Source organism: Streptomyces sp. NPDC033221, assembly GCF_055577005.1.
The window spans coordinates 1-23,469 of record NZ_JBVIQN010000060.1; the positions used below are offsets into that span (position 1 = coordinate 1).

Sequence of the window (23,469 nt, forward strand, 5' to 3'; positions counted from 1 at the left end):
GGGGACCCTGTGGGAGAGTAGGACGCCGCCGAACAATTTTTTCGCTCCGGTCCCTGAACCTCTGGTTCAGGGACCGGAGCTTTTTTGCGTTCCCGGAAACCTCGAACCTCTTCCGGTTGTCCGGTTGCCCGCTCACCGTCGCGATAGCAATGCCCCGCACCACATGGTGCGGGGCATTTCGCGTTGGTGTGCTTCCGTGCGCTTCCGCCACGTGTCTCTGCCCGCCGACGCACGTGTCTGTTAGGTGGCTGGCATGTAGCTGCGTTGTCTGCGGACCTCAGGGGGCTGTCTGCCCTCCCTCATCACCTGGCGAATGGGTGGCGTGCAGGGGCCCTCGTACCTCGGGGGATCCGGCTGCCTGGCCACCGAGCTGGGCAGGCGAAGACGTCCACGTGGCTGGCTTTCACCTGGCCAGTAAGCGGAGCTATCTACAGCCGGCCGGAGGCCTTGAGAGAGAGGTACGCGTCGGCCAGGTCGGGCGCCAGGCGAGTCGGCGTGGAGTCGATGACCGTGATGCCGTGGTGGCGGAGGCGGTCCGCGGTGCGGCGGCGGGCCGCGCGTGTCTGCTCGGCTGCTGCGGCGGCGTATACGGCCTGTGGCGTGTGGCGGGCGGCAGCCATTTCCTCTGTACGGGGATCAGCCACCGCGGCGACGATGACCTCGTTGCGCTGGGTCAGGCCGGGGAGGACGGGCAGCAGCCCTCCCTCGACCGGGGCCGTGTCCAGGCCGGTGAAGAGGACGATCAGGGAGCGACGCGGCGTGCTGCGGTGGATCGCGGCGGCCAGTCCGCGGGCGTCCGCCTCGACGAGTTCGGGTTCGAGAGGTGCGAGCGCGTCGGTCAGGGCGGGCAGGAGGTCTCCCGCCGCGCGGCCCTGGACGGATGCTCGTATCCGGCGGTCGTAGGCGAGGAGGTCGACGCGGTCGCCGGCGCGGGACGCCAGGGCGGCGAGCAGCAGGGCCGCGTCCATGGAGGCGTCCAGACGCGGGGTGTCGCCTACGCGGCCGGCCGAGGTGCGGCCGGTTTCCAGGGCCAGGAGGATGCGCCGGTCGCGTTCCGGGCGCCATGTGCGTACAGCCACGGACTGGCGGCGGGCGGTGGCGCGCCAGTCGATTGAGCGGGTGTCGTCGCCGGGGGTGTAGTCGCGGAGGCTGTCGAACTCGGTGCCTTCGCCGCGGGTGAGGATGCTGGTGCGGCCGTCGAGTTCGCGCAGCCGGGCCAGTTTGCCGGGCAGGTGCTTGCGGCTGGTGAATGGCGGCAGAGCGCGGACGGTCCACGGGACGTGGTGGCTGCTTTGGCGGGCCGCGAGGCCGAGGGGGCCGTAGGAGCGGACCGTGACGCGGACGGCGCGGTGGTCACCGCGGCGGGTGGGGTGGAGCGTCGTCGTGATGCGGCGGCGCTCCGACCCGGGGATGTGTACGCGGTGGCGGGACGCCGGGATTTCGGTGCCAGGGGCGAATGAGCTGGGGGGCCAGGCGTCGCGGAGCTGTGCGCGGAGCGGGCGGCGGTCCGGGTTGGTGACGGTCAGGTGCGTGCGGGCTTCCTGGCCGAGTCGAACGGATGTGTCACCGGTTCGGGTGAACTGGAGCTTCCGCACTGGCGCGGCGAGCACCAGGTCGCACAAAATTGCTAGCAGCAGGACGAGTTGGACGGTGAGGATGCCGGTCCAGCTGGGCAGCAGCAGGCCGACGAAGAGGGCTCCGAGGGCGGAGATGAGGGCGGTGCGTCCGGTCAGGGCCACGGCTCGGTCTCAGCGGGGGACGGGAAGGTGGGCGAGGACGGAGTTGATGACGGAGTCGGCGGTGACTCCTTCCATCTCGGCTTCCGGGCGGAGTTGGACGCGGTGCCGGAGCGTGGGCAGGGCCAGGGCTTTCACGTCGTCGGGGATGACGTAGTCGCGGCCGGTGAGCCAGGCCCAGGCCCGGGCGGTGGAGAGCAGGGCAGTGGCGCCTCGGGGTGAGACTCCGAGGGAGAGCGAGGGGGATTCGCGCGTGGAACGGCAGATATCGACGATATAACCGGTGATCTCGGGGGATACGGCGGTCTTGGCCACCGCGGCTCGGGCCGCTTCGAGATCGGCGGGGCCCGCGACGGGACGCAGGCCGGCCGCTTCGAGGTCGCGTGGGCTGAAGCCCTGGGCGTGCCGGGTGAGGATGTCGACCTCGTCCTGGCGGGCGGGCAGCGGCACCGTCAGCTTCAGCAGGAACCGGTCCAGTTGGGCCTCGGGCAGCGGATAGGTGCCTTCGTACTCGACGGGGTTCTGCGTGGCGGCGACCAGGAACGGCTCGGGAAGAGGGCGGGGCGTTCCGTCGACGGTGACCTGACGCTCCTCCATGGCTTCGAGCAGGGATGCCTGGGTCTTGGGCGGGGTGCGGTTGATCTCGTCGGCGAGCAGGAGGTTGGTGAAGACCGGGCCGGGCTGGAAGGAGAACTCTGAGCTGCGTGAGTCGTAGACGAGCGAGCCGGTGACGTCGCTGGGCATCAGATCGGGGGTGAACTGAACGCGCTTGGTGTCGAGTTCCAGGGTTGCCGAGAGCGCGCGGACGAGCAGGGTCTTGGCGACGCCGGGTACGCCTTCGAGCAGCACGTGCCCGCGGCAGAGCAGCGCGACGACCAGGCCGGTGACGGCCGGGTCCTGGCCTACGACGGCCTTGGCGATCTCGGTGCGTACGGCCTCCAGTGAGGCTCGGGCGCTGTCAGCTGTCGGGGTGCTCACGGGGGGCGTGCCTCTCTGGGGACAGGATCGAACGTTCCAGGTTGTCGAGCTGGTCGGCCAGGGTGACCAGGGCCTTGTCGTCGGCGGGCGAGGGCCCGAACAGCAAGGAGTGCAGGGCGGTGCCGGTTTCCGCGGCGGCGGGCAGTCGCGTGGAGACGGCCGGGAGAAGGAAGTCGGGGGTGTGGGCGTGTGCGGGAGACACGCCGGTGAGCGGTGCGAGCCGGGCGCGGGTGGCGGCTCGTAGGACGTCGGCGGCCCGGTCGCGGGCGCCTGCCTGCTGGTAGAGGCGGGCGTGCCCCTCGGTGGTCTCGGTCGCGGGGACGGTGACCGGCAGCCGCTCGGGGACGAGCGGGCCGAGCCGGCGGGCCCGCCAGATGGCCGCGAGGGCGGCGGCGATGAGGAGCTGGAGCAGCGCCCACCGCCAGCCGGAGGGGATGAGATCGAAGAAGCTGCGCCGGCCGTCCTGCGTGGACGAGGGGTCACTGACGGAAGGGAGGTACCAGACCAGATGCTTGTGCGAACCGAGCAGTTGCAGGGCGAGCGAGGCGTTGCCGCGCTCGGCGAGACGGTGGTTGTAGAGGATGTTCGGGGCGCCGAGGAGGACGGTGTCGCCGCCGGCCGTGGACGGCAGGCGCAGCAGGGTGGCCTCGCCGCCGTTGGAGTAGCAGCGGTCGGCGGCGCGGACGGACGTCGAGTAACGCAGGCCGCCGAGTTCGGCGTCGCCCGCGGCGCGGGCGGCGGGCAGGGCGCAGCCCGGGGACAGCGGTTTCACGTCGGCGGGCGGCTCGGCCTCGGCCCCGGGAGCGAAGACGTCCAGGGCGGCCTGGTCCGGGCTGAGCAGGACGGTGCGTCCTGCCGTGCGACCGGTGGCCTGGTGAAGGGCGCCCAACTGCCTGCGGGTCAGCAGGTCCGGGTCGGCGACCAGCACGGTGGTGTCGGGGCCGGCCGCGGCGGCGGCCTCTTTCGTGGTGGTCACGACGTGGGTGTCGACACCGTGATCGGCGAGGAGCGCGGCGACCGCACCGCTGCCGTAGCGGTCCACCGACCTGGGATCGAGGCGCCCGTGCTGGTCCCCGGAGCGCATGAGGGCGAGACCGACGCCGCCCAGGAGGAGGACGAGGAGCCCTGCGAGCAGTCCGCGCGAGCGGGTCCACAAGCGGCGTGGGGTGGGTGCGAGCGAAGTGGCGCCGGCCGTGGCACCGGCTGTGGTGGTGGTCATGTGCCGCTCCCGTGGGAAGCGGTGGCCAGTTGGGGCTTGCTGTTCCGCAGGTCCGTGTCGAGGGCGCTCAGTGCGGCGTACTCCCGTTCGCTGCCCGGGCGGCCGCCGTACGTGACGTCGTCGAACGTACGGGCGGCGGCGCGCAGACGCTCGGAGTGGGCGGGCAGGACCCGGCCCGCCTCCGACGCGGCCTCGTCGGCGGTACGGCCCGGGCCCGGGGTGAGCAGGGCGCGCTCCTCCAGGGCGAGGACGATGGCCCGCATCCGTTCCTGGACGGCCTCGGTCCAGTGGCTGTCGGCCGCGTGCCGTTCCGCGGCGGCACGGTGCTCCGCGGCTGTACGGGGCCGGTCCCCGAAGAGCGCGCCGCCTCCGGAGATGGGGGTGCGGCGCAGAGCGCCCAGCCGGAGCCGGAGGGCGACGGCGAGCAGCAGCACGACGAGGACGATGGCGAGGAGGCCGGCCCAGCCGCCCGGCGTGGCCCCGGCGGCGGCGTCGAAGAGGTCACCGATGCGGTCCCAGAACCAGTTCAGGGCGCGCTGGAGCAGGTTCGGGTCGTTCTGGTGGTACCGCGGATCGGCGAGTTCCCGTTCGGCCGCCTCACGGGCGGGCACGCGCGGGACCCGCACCGGTCCGTCATCGCCGGAGCCCGGCATCAGACGCGCGAGCACGGCAGTCCTCCCCGCCCCCGTCACCGCATCAGCTTCCCGGGGTGCTGCCGGCCGGGCCCTGGCCGGAGCTGTCGGGCCCGGGGCCGTGCGGGCCGGGGACATCCGCGCCGTATCCGGGCAGGCCGGCGGCGCGGGCGAGTTCCAGGTCGAGTGCCTCGCGGCGGATCCGCTGGTCCATGTAGAGAAGCGCCGTGACGCCCGCGCTGATGGGGTACGTGACCGCGGAGGTGATCACGGTGCCGACGGCCAGCACGACCAGGAACGTCCAGCCGGTGCCGCCGTCGCCGTTGGCCCAGGTCGTGAAGCTCTCGCCGCTGAGCAGGACGGCGACGACGGTGGCCGGCACCTGGACGATCATCTGCACGACGGCGACCAGCAGGTACGTGAGGAGCTGGATGCCCAGGACCCGCCACCACGAGCCGCGCACCAGCTTGGCGGAGCGCCGCATGGAGGCGATGACGCCCTGCTTCTCCAGCATCAGCGCCGGGGCGGCGAGGCTGAAGCGCACCCACAGCCAGATGCCCACGATGCCCGCGCCCACGCCGCCGAGCATGGCGAGCACCACGCCGGGACCGGCCGGGCCCACGGCCGCGATGACGATGCCGGGCACCATGCCCGCAAAGATGACGGCAGAGATCATGAGGGGCAGCAGGAGCAGCAGGCCGACCAGGCGCGGCAGCCGGCCCCGGGCGTCCCGCCAGGCTTCGCCGGCCGTCACGGAGCGGCCCAGGACGGCGCGGCTGACGACGATGGTGAGCAGAGCGGTGATGACGATCGTGCTCAGCAGCCCGACCAGCGAGGTGACGGCACTGCTCGCGAGCGTGGTGCCGACGGCGTCCATCGCTTCGCTCAGGGTGGCGTCGGGGTTGTTCTCCAGCGCGGACAGTTCACCGGCGTTGCGGAACCAGAAGCCGGTGACGAGGGTGTTCACGGTCTGCGCGATGACCGCCACGACCAGGGAGATGCCGAGGACGGTGCGCCAGTGGGCGCGCATGGTGGACACCGCGCCGTCGAGGATCTCGCCGACGCCGAGCGGGCGGAGCGGGATCACCCCCGGCTTGGCCGCGGGCGGCGGTGCCCAGGGGGCACTCCACCCCGGCTGACCGCCCCAGCCGGGCTGTTGCTGACCTCCCCAGCCGCCTTGACCGCCGGGGCCGCCCTGCGGGCCGGGCCCGCGCGGCCCGCCGCGGCCCGAGCCGCCGGTGGGCGCGGACCACTGTCCGGCGGGAGGCTGTTCCTTGGACCACTGCGGAGGGACCGAGGAGTCGCCGGCCGGAGCCGCGTCGGCCGGGCCGGCGGGTTCCGCGGGACGTGGTACACCGGCGGAACCGGCAGGAGCGTTCGATTCGGCGGATCCCGCGGCGCCGGGCTGGTCCTGCGCGGCGCGGTCCGGCTCGTCGGAGGGGGAGGATCCGGGCGAGGCCCAGCCCGGAGAGTGGTTCATCGTCGCTCCTTCATGCTTCCCGCCCGTTCGAACGGCCGGGGTGCGGCGTCCGCAGTGCCTGTCATCGTGTCATGGCGCACGGGCCCGCGTCCCCGGACCCTTGTCCGAGGGAGCGCCCTTGCACGGGGGAACCCTTCTGCTCCGCCCGTGGTCGGCGGCAGACTGGGCGGATGGCCGATCGCTACGAGAAGTCCGAGGCGGGCGCCGACGCTCCCGTGGTTCCGTCACTGCGTTGGGAGGAGCTTCCCGAGGGGCCCGTTCTGGTTCTCCTCGATCAGACACGGCTGCCGTCCGAAGAAGTCGAACTGGTGTGTACGGACGTTCCGGCGCTGGTGCAGGCGATTCGAACGCTGGCGGTGCGCGGCGCTCCGCTGCTGGGCATCGCCGGGGCGTACGGAGTCGCCCTGGCCGCCTCGCGGGGGTTCGACGTGGCCGACGCGGCCGACACCCTGGCGCACGCCCGCCCGACGGCGGTCAACCTCGAATACGGCGTCCGGCGGGCCGCGGGCGCGTACCGCGACGCGGTCCGGGGCGGCGCGAACCAGGAGCGGGCAGCCGCCGCGGCGCTGGCCGAGGCCCGGGCGGTCCACACGGAGGACGCCGAAGCCAGCACCCGGATGGCCGCACACGGACTGGCGCTGCTGGGCGAGCTGGTGCCCGGCGGCGGGCACCGGATACTCACCCACTGCAATACCGGTGCACTGGTGTCCGGCGGCGAGGGCACCGCCTTCGCGGTGGCGCTGGCGGCACACCGGGCCGGTGAGCTGCGGCGGCTGTGGGTCGACGAGACGCGGCCGCTGCTGCAGGGTGCGCGGCTGACCGCGTACGAGGCGGCGCGTACGGGCATGACGTACACGGTGCTCGCGGACGGGGCGGCAGGGTCGCTCTTCGCAGCGGGGGAGGTGGACGCCGTACTGATAGGAGCGGACAGGATCACTGCGGACGGTTCGGTGGCCAACAAGGTGGGCAGCTACCCGCTGGCCGTACTGGCCCGGTACCACCACGTGCCGTTCGTGGTGGTGGCGCCGACCAGCACGGTGGACCTGGACACGGCGGACGGCGCGCTCATCGAGGTGGAGCAGCGGCCCGGACACGAGGTGACGGAAATCGCGGTGCCCTTCGTGCCCGGCGCGGGGACGGAAGCAGGCACCGGGGTGCCGGTGGCTCCGCTGGGCGCGCTGGCCTACAACCCGGCCTTCGACGTGACGCCGGCCGAGCTGGTGACGGCCATCGTCACCGAGGCCGGAGTGATCTCCCCGGTCACTCCGGGTGGTCTCGCGGAGCTGTGTTCCACATCACGATGGGGTAAGTCACGATCAGGTAATGGGATGATGGCCGAATGAAGGGACGCGTCCTGGTCGTCGACGACGACACCGCACTGGCAGAGATGCTCGGCATCGTGCTGCGCGGCGAAGGCTTTGAACCGTCGTTCGTCTCGGACGGGGACAAGGCGCTCGCCGCCTTCCGGGAGACCAAGCCGGACCTCGTGCTGCTCGATCTCATGCTGCCCGGGAGGGACGGCATAGAGGTGTGCCGGCTCATCCGTGCCGAGTCCGGTGTGCCGATCGTCATGCTGACCGCGAAGAGTGACACGGTCGACGTGGTGGTCGGCCTGGAGTCGGGGGCGGACGATTACATCGTCAAGCCGTTCAAGCCCAAGGAGCTGGTGGCCCGTATCCGGGCACGGCTGCGCCGCTCGGAGGAGCCGGCGCCCGAGCAGCTGGCCATCGGTGACCTGGTCATCGACGTGGCCGGGCATTCGGTCAAGCGCAGCGGCCAGTCGATCGCGCTGACGCCGCTGGAGTTCGATCTGCTGGTGGCGCTGGCCCGTAAGCCGTGGCAGGTGTTCACGCGCGAGGTGCTGCTCGAACAGGTCTGGGGCTACCGGCACGCCGCCGACACCCGTCTGGTCAACGTCCATGTGCAGCGGCTGCGCTCCAAGGTCGAGAAGGACCCGGAGCGCCCGGAGATCGTGGTGACCGTGCGCGGCGTCGGCTATAAGGCCGGACCCAGCTGATATGTCCCGGGACGGTTCGACCCCGGAGGACGAGCGGGGGCGGACCGTCCGCCCGGCAGGTGAAATGTCCTTTTTTGGTCGTTTGTTTGGTCGGCTGGCCAGACGGACGGACGGACGGTCATCCGACCGCCCGGTGACCGGACAGGACAGCGTCACCGGCGGGTCCTACCAGGACGGGAAAACGCCGCGCGCCGACAGCCGTCCCGAGAGTCGTCCCGACAGCAGTCCCGAGAGCCGGGACGGCGGCGCGAAGGCGGCTGACCGGCCCGCCGGCGAGACGGCGCGGCCTGCCACCCGACCGGGGCGGGCCGAACGGCCGGGAGACCGGCTCCGGGGAATGCCCGCACGCCTGCTGTCCGACGGGGCCACGGCAGGCCCCGTCCATCCGATGCTGCGGCTCTTCGGCCGCTGGATACGCCGCCCGCTGCTGCCCGCGCTGCGCCTGTGGCGCCGCAACATCCAGCTCCGCGTGGTCGCCACGACCCTGCTGATGTCGCTGGGCGTGGTGCTGCTGCTCGGCGTCGTGGTCATCGGGCAGGTCCGCAACGGGCTGCTGGAGGCCAAGCGGCAGGCGGCGCAGAGCCAGGCAGCCGGCGGGTTCGCCGTGGCCCAGAAACTGGCCGACGGCACCACCGACAGCCGCGGCGACGACCCCGTACGCTCCGGCAGCCGCGGTGCGCAGGACTCCGCGACCTGGCTGACCAGCCTGGTCGAACAGCTCGCCAGTGGCGGGCAGGGCGTCTTCTCCGTGGTGGCGCTCAGCTCCGGATCGGCCGTCGAGGAGCCGTTCGGCGACACCAACCCGGACACCCGCGGCCCGCGCGCCTCCGGGGACGTCGACCCCGAGCGCAGCGTTCCGGCGGAGATGCGCCAGATGCTGGACACCAGGCCCGGCACCTTCCGCCAGTCCACGCAGATCAAACGCGTCGGATCGGAGGAGGGCGAGCCGGCGATCATCATCGGCAAGCGGCTCAACGACGTCAACAGCAACCCGTATCAGCTCTACTACCTCTTCCCGTTCAGCCAGGAGGAGAAGTCGCTGAGCCTGGTGAAGGGGACCCTGGCGACGGCCGGGGTGTTCGTGGTCGTGCTGCTCGGCGCGATCGCCTGGCTGGTGGTGCGGCAGGTCGTCACACCCGTACGCATGGCGGCGGGCATCTCCGAGCGGCTGGCCGCCGGGCTCCTCCAGGAGCGGATGAAGGTCACCGGCGAGGACGACATCGCCCGCCTGGGCGAGTCCTTCAACAAGATGGCGCAGAACCTCCAGGTCAAAATCCAGCAGTTGGAGGAGCTGTCCCGGATGCAGCGGCGGTTCGTCTCCGACGTGTCGCACGAACTGCGGACACCCCTGACGACCGTACGGATGGCCGCGGAGGTCATCCACGACGCGCGCGAGGACTTCGACCCCGTGACCGCGCGCTCCGCCGAGCTGCTGAGCGGACAGCTCGACCGCTTCGAGTCGCTGCTCGCCGAGCTGCTGGAGATCAGCCGCTTCGACGCGGGCGCGGCCGCCCTGGAGGCCGAGCCGATCGACCTGCGGGACGTGGTGCACCGGGTCATCGAGGGCGCCGAGCCGCTGGCGGAGCGCAAGGGCAGCCGGATCCTGGTGCGCGGCGCCGAGCAGCCGGTGATCGCGGAGGCGGACGCCCGCCGCGTGGAGCGGGTGCTGCGCAACCTCGTCGTCAACGCGGTGGAGCACGGCGAGGGCCGGGACGTCGTGGTGCGGCTGGCCGCGGCCGGTGGCAGGAACGGCGGCGCGGTCGCCGTCGCGGTGCGCGACTACGGCGTCGGCCTGAAGCCGGGCGAGGCGGCCCGGGTGTTCAACCGCTTCTGGCGCGCGGACCCGGCACGGGCCCGTACGACCGGCGGTACGGGCCTGGGCCTGTCGATCGCCATCGAGGACGCGCGGCTGCACGGCGGCTGGCTGCAGGCGTGGGGCGAGCCGGGCGGCGGGTCGCAGTTCCGGCTGACGCTGCCGCGTACGGCCGGGGAGGCGTTGCGCGGCTCACCGATCCCGCTCGAACCGGAGGACTCCCGGCGCAACCGGGAGGCGGCCGGCGCGGGGCTGCCGCGTGGCGCTGCGGCGGTACGGACGGCTGCCGCCATTCCGGCCCAGCAGCGGCTGGCGGAACCGTGGCCCCTGGAGCCGTACACCCCGGCACGAGCCTCGGCCCGTACCCCTGCGCAGCGGACGCCCGAGGGACGTACGGACACCCACGAGGGTGCGCGTGCGGCGGACGGCCACACGGGCGCCTGCGCGGCGGACGGTGCCGGAGCGGTGGGTGACGGCCCGGGGCGGAACGGCGAGGCCGACGGTGGCGTGCGCGGGAACGGCGTACGCGGTGAGACGGCGCGTGGACACGACGACGCGCCGGGCGACGGGCCCGGGAACAGGGCCGGGAACGGTATCGGGAATGGGAACGGGCGTGGCCCGGGCCGGGACGACGGGGGCAGAGAGGGCGCGGAGCGGGAGGACGAGGTTCGTGGGCGCTGAGACGGGCGCTGCGGGCGCGAGGACGGCTGCCGGAGCGGGCGCGGAGGCGGGTGCTGAAGCGAGTGCCGAAGCGGGTGCGGAGGCGTATGCCGAGGTGCGGGCTGTGGGGCGTGAGGAGGTGCGTGCCGCGGTGGTGAGGACTGGGGTGCGCGCCGGTGGCGCTGCGCGGAGGCGTCCGAGGGCGCGTGGCAGGGCCGTCCGTACGGGCGCGGTGCTCGGCTGTGGCGCGTTGCTGCTGGCCGGGTGCGCGACGATGCCGGACAGCGGGGACATGCAGGCGGTCGACCAGTCACCGCGGGCGGAAGCCGACTCGCAGGTACGGGTCTACGGTGTGCCGCCGCAGGACGGCGCGCAGCCCACGGAGATCGTCAGCGGCTTCCTCGACGCGACCACGAGCGACGAGGTGGACTTCAGCACGGCCACGCAGTACCTGGCCAACTCGGCGAAGCGGACGTGGCAGCCGTTCTCGGCGACGAAGGTGCTCCAGCAGCGTCCGAAGGCCGACCCCGTGGGGCAGGCCAACCGTGAGGACCCGAACGGCTACACGATCACACTGTCCGGCAGCCAGGTCGCCACCGTCGACCGCAACCACGCCTACACGCCGGAGGAACAGGCGTACAAGCAGACCATCCACCTGACCAAGGAGGACGGGCAGTGGCGCATAGACCGGCTGCCCAACGGTCTGGTGCTGGGGCAGTCCGACTTCCAGCGCATCTACCGTTCCGTCAACAAGTACTACTTCGCCGACTACAAGTCGGAGGCGCAGTCGGCCAAGGCGGGCCACAACGTGCTGGTCGCCGACCCCGTCTACCTGCGACAGCGGATAGATCCGATCACCGCGAGCGTGACCGCGCTGCTGGAGGGACCCACGAACTGGCTGAACCAGGTCACCGCCTCCGCGTTCCCGACGGACACCGCACTCAAGAGCAGCGGCCTGTCCCTCGACGACTCCAACGCGCTGCGGGTGAAGCTGAGCAAGCGCGCGGCCGCCGCCGGACCGGGGCAGTGCCGGCGGATGGCGGCCCAGCTGTTCTTCACCGTCCAGGACATCACCCGGGCGTCGAAGATCAGTGAGGTGGAGCTGCAGGACGAGGGCGGCAACCGGTTGTGCGTCCTGTCGCAGGACCGGGCCAACAGCGAGTTCGCGCCGCGCAAGCACGTCGGGCGGCCCGCCCAGGAGTACTTCATCGACGCTGACCAGAAGGTGGTCAGTACGCCGGACACGACCACGGAACCGCGGCCGGTCCCGGGGCCGTTCGGCTCCGGCAAGACCCCGCTGAGCTCCATCGCGATCTCGCGCGGCGAGGACACCGCCGCGGGCGTCTCGGCCGACGGCCGGTCGCTGTACGTGGCTCCGCTGGACTACGGCACCGAGCGCGGCCCGGCGCTGCTGCACAGCACCGCCAAGGACGGGTTCTCGGCCCCCAGCTGGGACGGCCTGGGCGACCTGTGGATAGCGGACCGCAGCGACAAGGGCTCGCGGCTGCTGCGTCTGCGTGAGGGCAAGGGAACACCCGACGTGGTGACAGTGCCCGGCCTCGGCGACCGGCGCATCGAGTCCATCAAGGTGGCGTCCGACGGCATCCGGATCGCGGTGCTGGTGGAGGACAAGGGACGTACGACGCTGCAGCTCGGCCGGGTGGAACGTGGCGGCACGGCACAGCGCCCGGTGCTGTCGGTGGAGGAGCTGCGACCGATCGCGCCCCAGCTGGAGAACGTGGTGGCGGCGTCCTGGGCGGGCAGCAGCCGGCTCGTGGTCGTCGGCAAGCAGTCCGGCGGGGTGCAGCAGATGCAGTACATGCAGACGGACGGCTCGGCGTCGAGCGCGCAGACGCTGCCCGGCGTCAACGGGGTCAAGTCGGTGGCGGCCTCGGAGGACGATACGAGGCCACTGATCGCGGACGGGGCCGAGGGCATAGTGCGGCTGCCGCAGGACGCGAACTGGAAGACGGTGGCCAAGGACGGGAAGGCGCCGGTTTATCCCGGGTAGGGGGCCGGGTGCCGCTGGTGCTGGTGCTGGTGCTGGTGCTGGTGCTGGTGCTGGTGGTGTGGCTGGGGCGGTGGTTGCGGCTGTGGTTGGTCGGTTGCCGTTGCCGTTGCCGTTGCCGCGGGCTTGGGCTCGGGGCTGAGGGAGTAGGAGCCGGTGGCGCGGCCCCGGCTGGCGGCGGCAGGATCGGGCCGGGCCGCTGACGCAACCCGTCACCCGGGTTATCCACAGGGGGTGGCGCCCCGCCCCGCCGCGCGGGACAGTAGATCCATGCGGGGCGTATGGCGGGAAATCACCGGTCTGGTACTACCGGTGGATTGCGCCGGATGCGGCCGTCCTCGTACGGAACTGTGCGAGGAGTGCCTCAAAGCGTTGACCCGGGGGGCGAGGGGGAGCGGGGGCGGGGGTGGGGGAGGCCCCCGGGGCCCCCGGAGGGTGCGTCCGCGCCCCGTCCCGTCCGGCCTCCCGCCCACCTGGGCCGCCGCTCCGTACGCCGATGAGGTGCGGGCGGTGCTGCTTGCGCACAAGGAGCGGGGCGCGTTGCGGTTGGCCGGTCCGCTGGGCCAGGCGTTGGCGGGGGCGGTGCGGGGTTTGTGGGCGCGGGGTGGGCCGCTGTGTGTTTACGGCGGTGAGCCTGGGGCTGATGAGGTGCTGGGGGCAGGGGCAGGGGCAGGGGCAGGGGCAGGGGCGGGTGCGGGTGCCGGCGCGGAGGCGGAGTTTGGGTGGCCTGTCTTCAGCCCGTCCGGGCCCGTCGACCGCGGGTGGCCCACGGGGTCCGCAGGGCCCGCGGGTCCCGCAGGGCCCCCAGCATGCGCAGGGCCCACGGGACCCGCGGGGCTCTGGGGGCCATCGGGACCCGCGATGCCTGCGGATCCCACGGCGCCTGCGGATCCCACGGCGCATGCGGACCCCACGGTGTCCGCGGGCCCCACGTCCACCCCGGGCCTCACCACCCCCACCACTCTCGGCTTCACTGGCCTCACCCTTCCCACCAGCCCCGCCAACAACCAGGGCCTCATTGCCCCGGGACGCCTCACCTCCCACGTACCCAACTCCACCCCCGTCATCCACCCCACCACCCCCCACCTCCTGATCCCCGTCCCCTCGGCGCGGCGGACGGTGGCCGGGCGGGGGCACGATCCGGTGCGGCGGATGGCGCTGGCGGCGGCTCGGGACCTTCGGCGGGGAGGGGTGCCCGTTCGGGTCCTCACCGGGCTGCGGCAGCGGCGTACGGTTGCTGATCAGGCGGGCCTCAGTGCCCGTCAGCGCCTGGCCAACGTCTCCGGAGCCCTGACAGTCGTCCCCGGAGCCGTGCGGCTGCTGGCGGTGGCCCCGGTGGTGCTGGTGGACGATCTCATGACCACCGGGGCTTCGCTGGCGGAGGCGGCGCGGGCTGTCCGGGCAGTCGGCGGGAGGGTGGTGGGGGCGGGTGTGGTCGCGGCGCCGCGGAGTGCTTTCGAAATCAACTGGAACTGACCGCGAAAATTCATCGTTGCAGGTAACAAGGGCGAAAAAGCACCCAAACGGAGCTAGTGCCAGCCAGGGGGTGCCGTCACCCGTCCGAGAGAGCTATGTTCGGTTGTGAGGACTTGGCTGACGCTTTGCCTCGGATGCCGGGATAGGTGCGTTTATGGGTCTTTGCAGGGATCCTGAAATGACGGGAGTGGGGACCCTGCCGACGGGGGAGGAGGAGGTGAAAGTCGCCAAGTCCGAGGCTTCGGCACTTACCGGAGCCTGGTGCAAGAAGGAATAGCTCCGCGCGCTGTAGCGGAGTGATCCGGGAACGGAGTTCTGCGTGGACATCGTCGTCAAGGGCCGCAAGACCGAGGTGCCCGAGCGGTTCCGCAAGCACGTGGCCGAGAAGCTGAAGCTGGACAAGGTCCAGAAGCTCGACGGCAAGGTGATCAGCCTGGACGTCGAGGTGTCCAAGGAGCCCAACCCCCGGCAGGCCGACCGTTCCGACCGAGTGGAGATCACCCTCCGCTCCCGAGGCCCGGTGGTACGGGCCGAGGCGGCCGCCGCCGACCCTTACGCCGCGCTCGACCTGGCCACGGCCAAGCTGGAAGCGCGGCTGCGCAAGCAGCACGACAAGCGCCACTCGCGGCGCGGCAACGGGCGCATCCCGGCGAGTGACGTCGCGGAGAGCGTCCCGGGCGCGGCGAAGCTGGACGAGACCGGTCGGCTCGCCGTGGACGGTGCGCCGCAGGAGCAGGTGCCGACGACGAAGATGGGTTCGCTGGAGGTCCAGGGCGAAGGCCCCCTGATCGTTCGCGAGAAGACCCACGCCGCGGCGCCGATGACGCTCAACCAGGCGCTCTACGAGATGGAGTTGGTCGGCCACGACTTCTACCTCTTCGTCGACGCCGAGACCAAGCAGCCGAGTGTCGTCTACCGGCGGCACGCCTACGACTACGGAGTCATCCACCTGAACCCTGACTCGTTCGGGGGAGAGGAGCCCGGTGGCGCCGGTGGGGCGCTCGGCGGCTGACGGCCGCTGAAGTGGTGCCCCCGGCGTACGCCCGGGGGCACCATTGCGCCTGCGGGGGGCAGGAGTTGAGGCCGTATAGTGTTTGTGCCAGCCAGGGAGCTTGTGGGCGCGAAATGGCGACATGCCGGGGAGACGGTTGTATGGCGTTGTTCGGGCTGGCCGCAGCGGGCTGTAGTCAACCAGCCTTATATCCAAACTCTGGCCTTGACCGGCCGAGTAGTTGACGGGAGGAACGATGGGGGACAGCTTCGGGCCCGTGCACGGCGGAGCGGACGACGACGGGGTCGGCGTCGGTGACGGTGCCGGCACGGAGGCGGGCGTGTCGCGCAAGGAGCCGATCAGGGTCCTGGTCGTCGACGACCACGCGCTCTTCCGCCGGGGCTTGGAGATCGTGCTCGCCCACGAGGAGGACATCCAGGTCGTCGGTGAGGCCGGGGACGGCGCCGAGGCCGTGGACAAGGCCGCCGACCTGCTGCCCGACATCGTCCTGATGGACGTACGGATGCCCAGGCGCGGCGGCATCGAGGCGTGCACCTCCATCAAGGAGGTGGCCCCCAGCGCGAAGATCATCATGCTGACGATCAGCGACGAGGAGGCGGACCTCTACGACGCGATCAAGGCCGGGGCCACCGGCTACCTCCTCAAGGAGATCTCCACGGACGAGGTGGCGACGGCGATCCGCGCGGTGGCGGACGGCCAGTCCCAGATCAGCCCGTCCATGGCGTCCAAGCTGCTGACCGAGTTCAAGTCGATGATCCAGCGCACGGACGAGCGCCGTCTGGTGCCGGCGCCCCGGCTCACCGACCGTGAGCTGGAGGTTCTCAAGCTGGTCGCGACGGGCATGAACAACCGCGACATCGCCAAGGAACTGTTCATCTCCGAGAACACCGTCAAGAACCACGTCCGCAACATCCTGGAGAAGCTGCAGCTGCACTCCCGGATGGAGGCGGTGGTGTACGCGATGCGGGAGAAGATCCTGGAGATCCGCTGAGCGGGTCGGTGAAGGGGTCGGTGAGCAGATCAGTGACCAGATCAGTGAGCCGCCAGGCGGGGCAGCCGGTAACCGGTCCGGGCGGGCGCCTCGTGGGCGCCCGGGGCCGAGAGCCCGTTACGACAGCTCCGCGTCGCCTGCCGCCCCCGTCCCCGCTCCCACCTCCGCTATCAGCGCCTGCCGCAGCGCCGCGTCGTCGCAGCGTTCGATGCGTACGGAGTCGCAGCCGACCCACTGCGCGGCCTCCGTCAGCGCCTGGGCCATCGGGCGTACGGCCTTGGCGTCGCGCATCGACACCTGGCGGGCGACGAGCGTGCTGCCCTCGCGGGCCGGGTCCACCCGCCCGGCGAGCCGGCCGCCGGTCAGCAGGGGCATTGCGAAGTAGCCGTGTATCCGCTTGGGGCGCGGGACGTACGCCTCCAGGCGGTGGGTGAAGTCGAAGATGCGGGCCGTACGCGGGCGGTCCCAGATGAGTGAGTCGAAGGGCGAGAGCAGGGTCGTACGATGCCGGCCGCGCGGCGCGTCGGACAGTGCGGCGGGGTCCGCCCAGGCGGGCCTGCCCCAGCCCTCGACCTCGACCGGGACCAGGCCCGACGCCTCGATGACGGCGTCCACCTGGTCGTTCTTGAGGCGGTGGTAGTCGGCGAGGTCCGCGCGGGTGGCCACGCCCAGCGCCGCGCCGGCCTGGGCGACCAGGCGCCGCATGCACTCCGCGTCGTCCAGGTCGTCGTGCAGCAGGTAGTCGGGGACGGCGCGCTCGGCGAGGTCGTACACCCGCTTCCAGGCGCGGCGCTCCGTGCACACGACCTGGCCGGTGTCCAGCAGCCACTCCACCGCGATCTTCGTTTCGGACCAGTCCCACCACTCGCCGCCCTTGCGGCCGCCGCCCAGGTCGGAGGTGGTCAGCGGGCCGTCGGCCTTCAGCCGGTCCAGTACGGCGGCGCAGGAGCCTTCGCGGTCCTCCATAAGATGCCAGCGGTACCCCTTCGCGCGCATCGCCCGGCGGCGGAATGCGAAGTGCGGCCACTCCTCGATGGGCAGCACGCAGGCGGCGTGCGACCAGTACTCGAAGCTGTGCCCGTCCGACCAGTAGGCGGACTCGACGGCGTCGCGGCCGACGGCACCGAGCCGGGCGTACGGGATCAGCTCGTGGGAGCGGGCCAGGACCGAGATCGTGTCCAGCTGCACCGCGCCGAGGCGGCGCAGGACGCCCCGGACGCCCGCGCGGCGGTCCGGTGCGCCGAGGAAGCCCTGCGCGCGCAGCGCGATGCGCCGGGCGTCGTCGGCGGACAGGGCGGTCACGGGCTTCGTCGGCACGGGCTTCGCGGGCGTCGCAGCTGTCATGGGGACAGCGTAAGAGTGACCACTGACAATGGCCGGGAATCCCCTCCCGCCCGAACTCGTCAGCCGCGGAACGGGAGATGGGGGCTTCGGAGGCCAGTCCCAGGTCGGAGGGGAGCAGTGAGCCGATCCAGGCGTCCCGGCGGGTGGCCCGGCGGGGGATCTTGGCGCGCAGGGTGCCCTCCATGCGGAAGCCGGCCTTCAGGGCCACCGCGCGGGAGCCGGTGTTGCCGGCCTCGGCGAGCCATTCCAGTCGCTCGGCCCGTAGGCCGGTGAAGGCCCAGCGTGCGATTTCCCGTACGGCTTCGGCGGTGTATCCCTGGCCGCGTTCTTCCTTCGCCGTCCAGTAGCCGACCTCGGCCTGCCGCTCGGCGGTGTCCAGCGCCAGACGGACCAGGCTCATGGCCCCGACCAGGGTGCCGTCGGCCTTGGTGGTCACCGCGAAGGTGTACGTGGTGTCCGTGCGCCAGCCTTCCGGGCAGGCCCGGCCGACGAAATCCCGGGCGTGTGAGAAGTCGTACGGGGACGGCACGGGGGTCCAGCGGGGAATGTCGGGGTCCTGGCAGGCGGCGTGCACCGCCGGAGCGTCGGCGGGCTCGAAGGGGCGCAGGACGAGGCGCTCGGTGGTCAGTGTGACGGGCTCCATACCGGGAGTGTGGGGAGGTGGGGAGGGCGGGGGCGAGCGGTTTTTCACGGCCTGGCCGGCACGGTTCCGGTGCCCGCCCGGCCCCGCGCCCTCCTGCCCCGCCCCCGCCCCGCCCCCTTTCCCGCCCCGGCCCGGCACCTTCTCCCGGCCTCGCGCGTTCACGTAGGGAAAGGTGTGCACAGGGGTGACAGGTGGCTTCACGGCGGTGGACCTCCCGGCCGGAAGGGGTCCTCCTTTACGATGGCCGTTGCGGCGGGGCCTGCCCCTTGGAAAAATGCCGCGCCCGCGCACCTGACCGTGCCAGGCCCGACCGGCAAGGAGACCAGCCCAAGTGTCCGTCTTCAACAAGCTCATGCGTGCAGGCGAAGGAAAGATCCTGCGCAAACTGCACCGCATCGCGGGCCAGGTCAACTCCATCGAGGAGGACTTTGCGGCCCTCTCCGACGCCGAGCTGCGGGCGCTCACCGATGAGTACAAGGAGCGGTTCGCGGACGGCGAAACGCTGGACGACCTGCTGCCCGAGGCGTTCGCGACCGTCCGTGAGGCCGCCAGGCGCGTGCTCGGCCAGCGTCCCTACGACGTTCAGCTGATGGGTGGCGCGGCCCTCCACATGGGGTACGTCGCCGAGATGAAGACCGGTGAGGGCAAGACCCTGGTCGGTACGCTCCCGGCGTATCTGAACGCGCTGTCCGGCAAGGGCGTCCACCTGATCACGGTCAATGACTACCTGGCCGAGCGCGACTCGGAAATGATGGGCCGGGTCCACAAGTTCCTGGGACTGTCGGTCGGTTGCATTCTGGCCAACATGACGCCCGCCGAACGGCGTGAACAGTACAACCGCGACATCACGTACGGCACGAACAACGAGTTCGGCTTCGACTATCTGCGCGACAACATGGCCTGGTCGCAGGACGAGCTGGTCCAGCGTGGCCACAACTTCGCCATCGTCGACGAGGTCGACTCGATCCTGGTCGACGAGGCCCGTACGCCGCTGATCATCTCGGGCCCGGCGGACTCGGCCACCAAGTGGTACGGCGACTTCGCGAAGTTGGTCAAGCGCCTGAAGAAGGGCGAGCCCGCCAACCCGCAGCGCGGCGTCGAGGAGACCGGCGATTACGACGTCGACGAGAAGAAGCGCACGGTCGGCATCCACGAGTCCGGCGTCAGCAAGGTCGAGGACTGGCTCGGCATCGACAACCTGTACGAGTCGGTCAACACGCCGCTGGTCGGGTACCTGAACAACGCGATCAAGGCCAAGGAGCTGTTCAAGCTCGACAAGGACTACGTCGTCATCGACGGCGAGGTCATGATCGTCGACGAGCACACCGGCCGTATCCTCGCCGGCCGCCGCTACAACGAGGGCATGCACCAGGCCATCGAGGCGAAGGAAGGGGTGGAGATCAAGGACGAGAACCAGACGCTCGCCACGATCACCCTCCAGAACTTCTTCCGCCTCTACGACAAGCTCTCCGGAATGACCGGTACGGCCATGACCGAGGCCGCCGAGTTCCACCAGATCTACAAGCTGGGCGTCGTCCCGATCCCGACGAACCGCCCGATGGTCCGCAAGGACCAGGCCGACCTGATCTACCGCACCGAGGTCGCCAAGTTCGCCGCGGTCGTCGAGGACATCGTCGAGAAGCACGAGAAGGGCCAGCCGATCCTGGTCGGCACCACCTCCGTGGAGAAGTCGGAGTACCTCTCCCAGCAGCTGAACAAGCGCGGTGTGCGCCACGAGGTGCTCAACGCCAAGCAGCACGACCGGGAGGCGTCGATCGTCGCCCAGGCCGGCCGCAAGGGCTCCGTCACGGTCGCCACGAACATGGCCGGCCGTGGTACGGACATCAAGCTGGGCGGCAACCCCGACGACCTCGCCGAGGCCGAGCTGCGCAACCAGGGCCTGGACCCGGTCGAGCACGTCGAGGAGTGGGCGGCCGCGCTGCCCGCCGCCCTGGAGAAGGCCGAGGCCGCGGTCGAGGCGGAGTTCGAAGAGGTCAAGAGCCTCGGCGGGCTGTACGTCCTGGGCACCGAGCGGCACGAGTCGCGCCGTATCGACAACCAGCTGCGCGGCCGCTCCGGCCGTCAGGGCGACCCCGGCGAGTCCCGCTTCTACCTCTCCCTCGGCGACGACCTGATGCGCCTGTTCAAGGCCCAGATGGTCGAGCGGGTCATGGCGATGGCCAACGTCCCGGACGACGTGCCGATCGAGAACAAGATGGTGACGCGCGCCATCGCCTCCGCGCAGTCGCAGGTCGAGCAGCAGAACTTCGAGACCCGTAAGAACGTCCTGAAGTACGACGAGGTGCTCAACCGCCAGCGCGAGGTCATCTACGGCGAGCGCCGCCGCGTCCTGGAGGGCGAGGACCTCCAGGACCAGATCAAGCACTTCATGGACGACACCATCGACGCCTACATCCAGGCGGAGACGGTCGAGGGCTTCGCGGAGGAGTGGGACCTGGACCGCCTGTGGGGCGCGTTCAAGCAGCTCTACCCGGTCAAGGTGACGGTCGAGGAGCTGGAGGAGGAGGCCGGTGACCGCGCCGGCATCACCTCCGACTTCATCGCGGAGGCCGTCAAGGAGGACATCCACCAGCAGTACGCGGCCCGTGAGGAGCAGCTCGGCTCCGACATCATGCGTGAGCTGGAGCGCCGCGTGGTGCTGTCCGTCCTGGACCGCAAGTGGCGCGAGCACCTCTACGAGATGGACTACCTCCAGGAGGGCATCGGCCTCCGCGCAATGGCCCAGAAGGACCCGCTGGTCGAGTACCAGCGCGAGGGCTTCGACATGTTCACCGCCATGATGGAGGGCATCAAGGAGGAGTCCGTCGGCTACCTGTTCAACCTGGAGGTCCAGGTCGAGCAGCAGGTCGAGGAGGTCCCGGTGGCCGACGCCGAGGAGAAGACCTCGCTGGACAAGGACGCCCAGGACGCCGTGCCCGCCGGGGCCGGTGCCGGGCGGCCGGAGATCCACGCGAAGGGCCTGGAGGCGCCGCAGCGCCCGGACCGGCTGCACTTCTCCGCGCCGACCGTGGACGGCGAGGGCGGTGTCGTCGAGGGTGACTTCACCAGCGAGGCCGGCCAGGACACAGCCCCGGCCCGTTCCGAGTCGGACGGCCTGACGCGCGCGGAGCGCCGCAAGGCCCAGAAGAGCGGCGGACGCCGCCGCAAGAAGTGACGTACGGCGAGAGGTGACACCCGCCGCCCGGCGGAGGGTGTGCGGCCGGGGCATCGCAGCGCGGAGCTGCGGTGCCCCGGTTTTCTCGTACGGGAGGGGCTGAGCGCCGCCGCGGTCACCAGACCCGGGTGGACGGGCCGATGTCGAGGGCGGCGCAGCGCCACCGGGCGTCCCTGCCCAGCTCCAGCCGGAAGGCGAGGGCGCGCAGCCGCTCGCCGGAGGCGATGCGGGCGAACGCCTCGATGACGCCCGGGCGCGGCAGGCAGAGACCGCAGTGGCGTACCGACGGGGCCGGTGCGTAGCGGCCCGCTCCGGTGCCCGTGGGGCGCAGGGGTGCCTGTGGGGCCAGTTCCACGAGGCGGTCGTACGCGGCGGGCAGCGCGTGGCCCAGGAGGGCGTGTACGGGGCGCCGGCCGCTGAGGGCCAGCAGCAGCTGTTCGGCGAACCAGTCGTGCGGCTCGGGGCGGGGGAGCCGGCGCCGCACGGCGGGGGCGGGGACCGTACGGGGCCCGGCCGGGCGCCGGGTGTCACGGCGGCCGGGCGGGCCGGTGCGGGGGCGGCCCGGTCCCGTGGCGGGCGGAATCCTGGGGGAGCGGGTGCGGGCGGATGGGAGGGCGTCGGTGTGGGTGGTGAGCATGGTGGGCCCCCGTTCGGCCGGTCCGGTGGATACCGGTCAGTAGCTTCGGTGGGATTCTTCTACCGGCGGGCGAACGGCGGCAGCAAGGGCCGCCGGCCGGGCCGGGCGGACGGCCGGAAATTCACCCATCAGGGGGAGAGCGCGCGGATGTGCGGGCACTAGGCGGCGGGTGTCCGGCAGGGGGCGGCGCCGGAGCGGTGGAGAGGGAGCACGAAGGGGGACTCCCGCCCGTATCCCGTGCCGTATCCCGCGCCCGTATGCTGGCCGGGCAGATTTTCAAGACCCCGGCGATGTGAGCGGAAGCGGCAGCCATGCGCGTGTATGTCCCCTTGACCCTGCCCGGACTCGCGGCGGCGCACGAGGCCGGGGAGTTGGGTCCCGGTCCGCTGGACGCCTACGCCGTCACGCCCGCGCTGCGCGAGTGGTACGTCTCGGACGACATCGAGGAACTGGAGTACGCGGCGCTGAACCGGGCCGCCCAGGGCTCGCTGCGCCGGCTCGCGGCCGACCCGCGGGCCCCGCGGCGCCGGGTCGTGGTGGCCGTGGACGTACCGGACGGCGCGGCCGTCGCCGACCCCGACCGGAGCCTGGACCAGGCGGCGCTGGGCGAGGTGCGGATCGCCGGGCCGGTGCCGATGGCGAAGGCCGCCGCGGTGCACGTCGACTCCGACGACGCGGTCCGGGACGTCACGGCGGCCGCCGACGCGCTGGGCGCCGCCGACCTCGGCGACGACGACGCGCGGTTCACGGTGGACGGCGCGGAGGACCACGAGCTGATGTGGTTCGGAGTGCAGGAGATCCCGAACCTGATCGCCTGATCGCCTGACCGAGGCGGCGGGGACGCGGGGCTCGGGGCGGGCCCCCGGCCGGTCGCCGGGCGGACCGCTTCCCCCTGTGGTGCCGCGGCCCGTGACTGGGCTGTCAGTGGTCATGGGTACCGTCTTGGCATGGGGACGCACGCGACGCACATCGTCTGGGACTGGAACGGCACGCTCTTTCACGACACCGAAGCGGTGATGGGCGCGACCAACGCCGCCTTCGCCGAGCTGGGGCTGCCTTCGATAACCCTGGAGCGCTACCGCGAGCTGTACTGCGTGCCGGTCCCGCGGTTCTACGAGCGGCTGATGGGGCGGATGCCGACGGAAGCCGAGTGGCTGGTCATGGACGAGGCGTTCCACCGGCACTACACCACCCACCGGCCCGCGTGCGGCCTCGCGGAGGGCGCGGAGCGGCTGCTGGAGAGCTGGCAGCTGGCGGGCCGCAGCCAGTCGATCCTGAGCCTGTACGGGCACGACGAGCTGACGCCGCTGGTGCGGGGCTTCGGCATCGAGGCGCGTTTCCTGCGCGTGGACGGCCGTACGGGGCCCTCCGGCGGCAGCAAGAGCGAGCACATGGTGCGCCACCTCGCGGCCCTCACCGAGGGGTCTGCCGGGAACAGCGGGGCGGGGCGAATAGACCCGGGCCGTACGGTCGTGATCGGTGACGCGCTCGACGACGCGGTGGCCGCCCGGCACGCGGGGGCGCACGCCGTGCTCTACACCGGCGGGTCGCACAGCCGTGCGAGCCTGGCGGCCGCGGGAGTGCCGGTGGTGGACACGCTGGCGGAGGCGGTGGAGGCCGCGGAGGAGATCGCCGCGTAGCCGGTGCG

At 71.9% G+C, this 23,469-nt stretch carries 17 protein-coding genes and 1 pseudogene; 10 read left to right on the forward strand and 8 right to left on the reverse strand.

Annotated features, from left to right (window positions below; all coding sequences use genetic code 11):
• Positions 1-428: 428 nt before the first annotated feature.
• From ACZ53K_RS40575 to ACZ53K_RS40595, 5 genes are read right to left on the reverse strand one after another with little or no spacing between them, the layout of a single operon-like run.
• Positions 429-1,739: a DUF58 domain-containing protein gene (locus ACZ53K_RS40575; RefSeq protein ID WP_468847549.1), complete on the reverse strand. Its 1,311-nt coding sequence runs from the start codon at positions 1,737-1,739 to the stop codon at positions 429-431.
• Positions 1,740-1,748: 9 nt separating this feature from the next.
• The gene (locus ACZ53K_RS40580; protein ID WP_468847551.1) at positions 1,749-2,714 is read right to left on the reverse strand and encodes an AAA family ATPase; all 966 of its coding nucleotides are present in this window, start codon (positions 2,712-2,714) and stop codon (positions 1,749-1,751) included.
• Positions 2,695-3,933: a DUF4350 domain-containing protein gene (locus tag ACZ53K_RS40585; protein WP_468847554.1), complete on the reverse strand. Its 1,239-nt coding sequence runs from the start codon at positions 3,931-3,933 to the stop codon at positions 2,695-2,697. The genes ACZ53K_RS40580 and ACZ53K_RS40585 overlap by 20 nt, the downstream gene beginning before the upstream one ends.
• Positions 3,930-4,586: a DUF4129 domain-containing protein gene (locus ACZ53K_RS40590; RefSeq protein WP_468847597.1), complete on the reverse strand. Its 657-nt coding sequence runs from the start codon at positions 4,584-4,586 to the stop codon at positions 3,930-3,932. Before ACZ53K_RS40590 ends, ACZ53K_RS40585 begins: the two co-directional genes overlap by 4 nt.
• Before the next feature lie 43 nt (positions 4,587-4,629).
• Positions 4,630-6,045, reverse strand: a complete 1,416-nt coding sequence (locus ACZ53K_RS40595) for a DUF7847 domain-containing protein (RefSeq protein ID WP_468847556.1) — start codon at positions 6,043-6,045, stop codon at positions 4,630-4,632.
• Positions 6,046-6,215: 170 nt separating this feature from the next.
• On the opposite strand from ACZ53K_RS40595, the gene mtnA reads away from it, so the two are divergent.
• From mtnA to ACZ53K_RS40630, 7 genes are all read left to right on the forward strand, one after another.
• A complete protein-coding gene (gene mtnA, locus ACZ53K_RS40600; protein ID WP_468847559.1) occupies positions 6,216-7,388 on the forward strand; it encodes an S-methyl-5-thioribose-1-phosphate isomerase in 1,173 nt (390 codons plus the stop codon).
• Positions 7,385-8,062 carry a two-component system response regulator MtrA gene (gene mtrA, locus ACZ53K_RS40605; protein ID WP_030017937.1) on the forward strand — a complete coding sequence of 226 codons (678 nt, stop codon included), beginning with the start codon at positions 7,385-7,387 and terminating at the stop codon, positions 8,060-8,062. The genes mtnA and mtrA overlap by 4 nt, the downstream gene beginning before the upstream one ends.
• 337 nt (positions 8,063-8,399) lie before the next feature.
• Complete coding sequence (gene mtrB, locus ACZ53K_RS40610; protein WP_468847562.1) at positions 8,400-10,556, forward strand: MtrAB system histidine kinase MtrB; 2,157 nt, start codon at positions 8,400-8,402, stop codon at positions 10,554-10,556.
• A gap of 253 nt (positions 10,557-10,809) precedes the next feature.
• Positions 10,810-12,546 (forward strand): LpqB family beta-propeller domain-containing protein, encoded by a 1,737-nt coding sequence (locus ACZ53K_RS40615; RefSeq protein WP_468847565.1) that lies wholly within the window; start codon positions 10,810-10,812, stop codon positions 12,544-12,546.
• A 912-nt stretch (positions 12,547-13,458) separates the two neighbouring features.
• The gene (locus ACZ53K_RS40620; protein ID WP_468847568.1) at positions 13,459-14,019 is read left to right on the forward strand and encodes a ComF family protein; all 561 of its coding nucleotides are present in this window, start codon (positions 13,459-13,461) and stop codon (positions 14,017-14,019) included.
• Positions 14,020-14,338: 319 nt separating this feature from the next.
• Positions 14,339-15,031 (forward strand): ribosome hibernation-promoting factor, HPF/YfiA family, encoded by a 693-nt coding sequence (gene hpf, locus ACZ53K_RS40625; RefSeq protein WP_468847571.1) that lies wholly within the window; start codon positions 14,339-14,341, stop codon positions 15,029-15,031.
• A 235-nt stretch (positions 15,032-15,266) separates the two neighbouring features.
• Positions 15,267-16,022, forward strand: a complete 756-nt coding sequence (locus ACZ53K_RS40630; protein WP_468847574.1) for a response regulator — start codon at positions 15,267-15,269, stop codon at positions 16,020-16,022.
• Positions 16,023-16,139: 117 nt separating this feature from the next.
• Here the strand turns inward: ACZ53K_RS40630 and ACZ53K_RS40635 are convergent, their stop codons facing one another.
• Positions 16,140-17,366, reverse strand: a complete 1,227-nt coding sequence (locus tag ACZ53K_RS40635; protein ID WP_468847577.1) for a winged helix-turn-helix domain-containing protein — start codon at positions 17,364-17,366, stop codon at positions 16,140-16,142.
• A gap of 82 nt (positions 17,367-17,448) precedes the next feature.
• Positions 17,449-18,009: pseudogene (locus ACZ53K_RS40640) on the reverse strand (GNAT family N-acetyltransferase); the annotation flags it as partial.
• A gap of 331 nt (positions 18,010-18,340) precedes the next feature.
• On the opposite strand from ACZ53K_RS40640, the gene secA reads away from it, so the two are divergent.
• Positions 18,341-21,184, forward strand: coding sequence for a preprotein translocase subunit SecA (secA, locus tag ACZ53K_RS40645; protein ID WP_468847579.1), 2,844 nt, complete (start codon positions 18,341-18,343; stop codon positions 21,182-21,184).
• A 115-nt stretch (positions 21,185-21,299) separates the two neighbouring features.
• Here secA and ACZ53K_RS40650 read toward each other — a convergent pair whose 3' ends face one another.
• Positions 21,300-21,821, reverse strand: coding sequence for an Rv3235 family protein (locus ACZ53K_RS40650; RefSeq protein WP_468847582.1), 522 nt, complete (start codon positions 21,819-21,821; stop codon positions 21,300-21,302).
• 311 nt (positions 21,822-22,132) lie between these two features.
• On the opposite strand from ACZ53K_RS40650, the gene ACZ53K_RS40655 reads away from it, so the two are divergent.
• The gene (locus tag ACZ53K_RS40655) at positions 22,133-22,639 is read left to right on the forward strand and encodes a DUF6912 family protein (RefSeq protein WP_468847585.1); all 507 of its coding nucleotides are present in this window, start codon (positions 22,133-22,135) and stop codon (positions 22,637-22,639) included.
• A gap of 129 nt (positions 22,640-22,768) precedes the next feature.
• Positions 22,769-23,461 (forward strand): HAD family hydrolase, encoded by a 693-nt coding sequence (locus tag ACZ53K_RS40660; protein ID WP_468847588.1) that lies wholly within the window; start codon positions 22,769-22,771, stop codon positions 23,459-23,461.
• The last annotated feature ends 8 nt before the right edge of the window (positions 23,462-23,469 follow it).

What these genes read in the sequence shown, in the direction of transcription:
- ACZ53K_RS40585 (WP_468847554.1), bottom strand. Translation starts at nt 3,933, where the DNA reads ATGACCACCACCACAGCCGGTGCCACGGCCGGCGCCACTTCGCTCGCA.
- ACZ53K_RS40590 (WP_468847597.1), bottom strand. Translation starts at nt 4,586, where the DNA reads ATGCCGGGCTCCGGCGATGACGGACCGGTGCGGGTCCCGCGCGTGCCC.
- ACZ53K_RS40595 (WP_468847556.1), bottom strand. Translation starts at nt 6,045, where the DNA reads ATGAACCACTCTCCGGGCTGGGCCTCGCCCGGATCCTCCCCCTCCGAC.
- mtnA (WP_468847559.1), top strand. Translation starts at nt 6,216, where the DNA reads ATGGCCGATCGCTACGAGAAGTCCGAGGCGGGCGCCGACGCTCCCGTG.
- mtrA (WP_030017937.1), top strand. Translation starts at nt 7,385, where the DNA reads ATGAAGGGACGCGTCCTGGTCGTCGACGACGACACCGCACTGGCAGAG.
- mtrB (WP_468847562.1), top strand. Translation starts at nt 8,400, where the DNA reads ATGCCCGCACGCCTGCTGTCCGACGGGGCCACGGCAGGCCCCGTCCAT.
- ACZ53K_RS40615 (WP_468847565.1), top strand. Translation starts at nt 10,810, where the DNA reads ATGCCGGACAGCGGGGACATGCAGGCGGTCGACCAGTCACCGCGGGCG.
- ACZ53K_RS40630 (WP_468847574.1), top strand. Translation starts at nt 15,267, where the DNA reads ATGGGGGACAGCTTCGGGCCCGTGCACGGCGGAGCGGACGACGACGGG.
- ACZ53K_RS40635 (WP_468847577.1), bottom strand. Translation starts at nt 17,366, where the DNA reads ATGACAGCTGCGACGCCCGCGAAGCCCGTGCCGACGAAGCCCGTGACC.
- ACZ53K_RS40650 (WP_468847582.1), bottom strand. Translation starts at nt 21,821, where the DNA reads ATGCTCACCACCCACACCGACGCCCTCCCATCCGCCCGCACCCGCTCC.
- ACZ53K_RS40655 (WP_468847585.1), top strand. Translation starts at nt 22,133, where the DNA reads ATGCGCGTGTATGTCCCCTTGACCCTGCCCGGACTCGCGGCGGCGCAC.
- ACZ53K_RS40660 (WP_468847588.1), top strand. Translation starts at nt 22,769, where the DNA reads ATGGGGACGCACGCGACGCACATCGTCTGGGACTGGAACGGCACGCTC.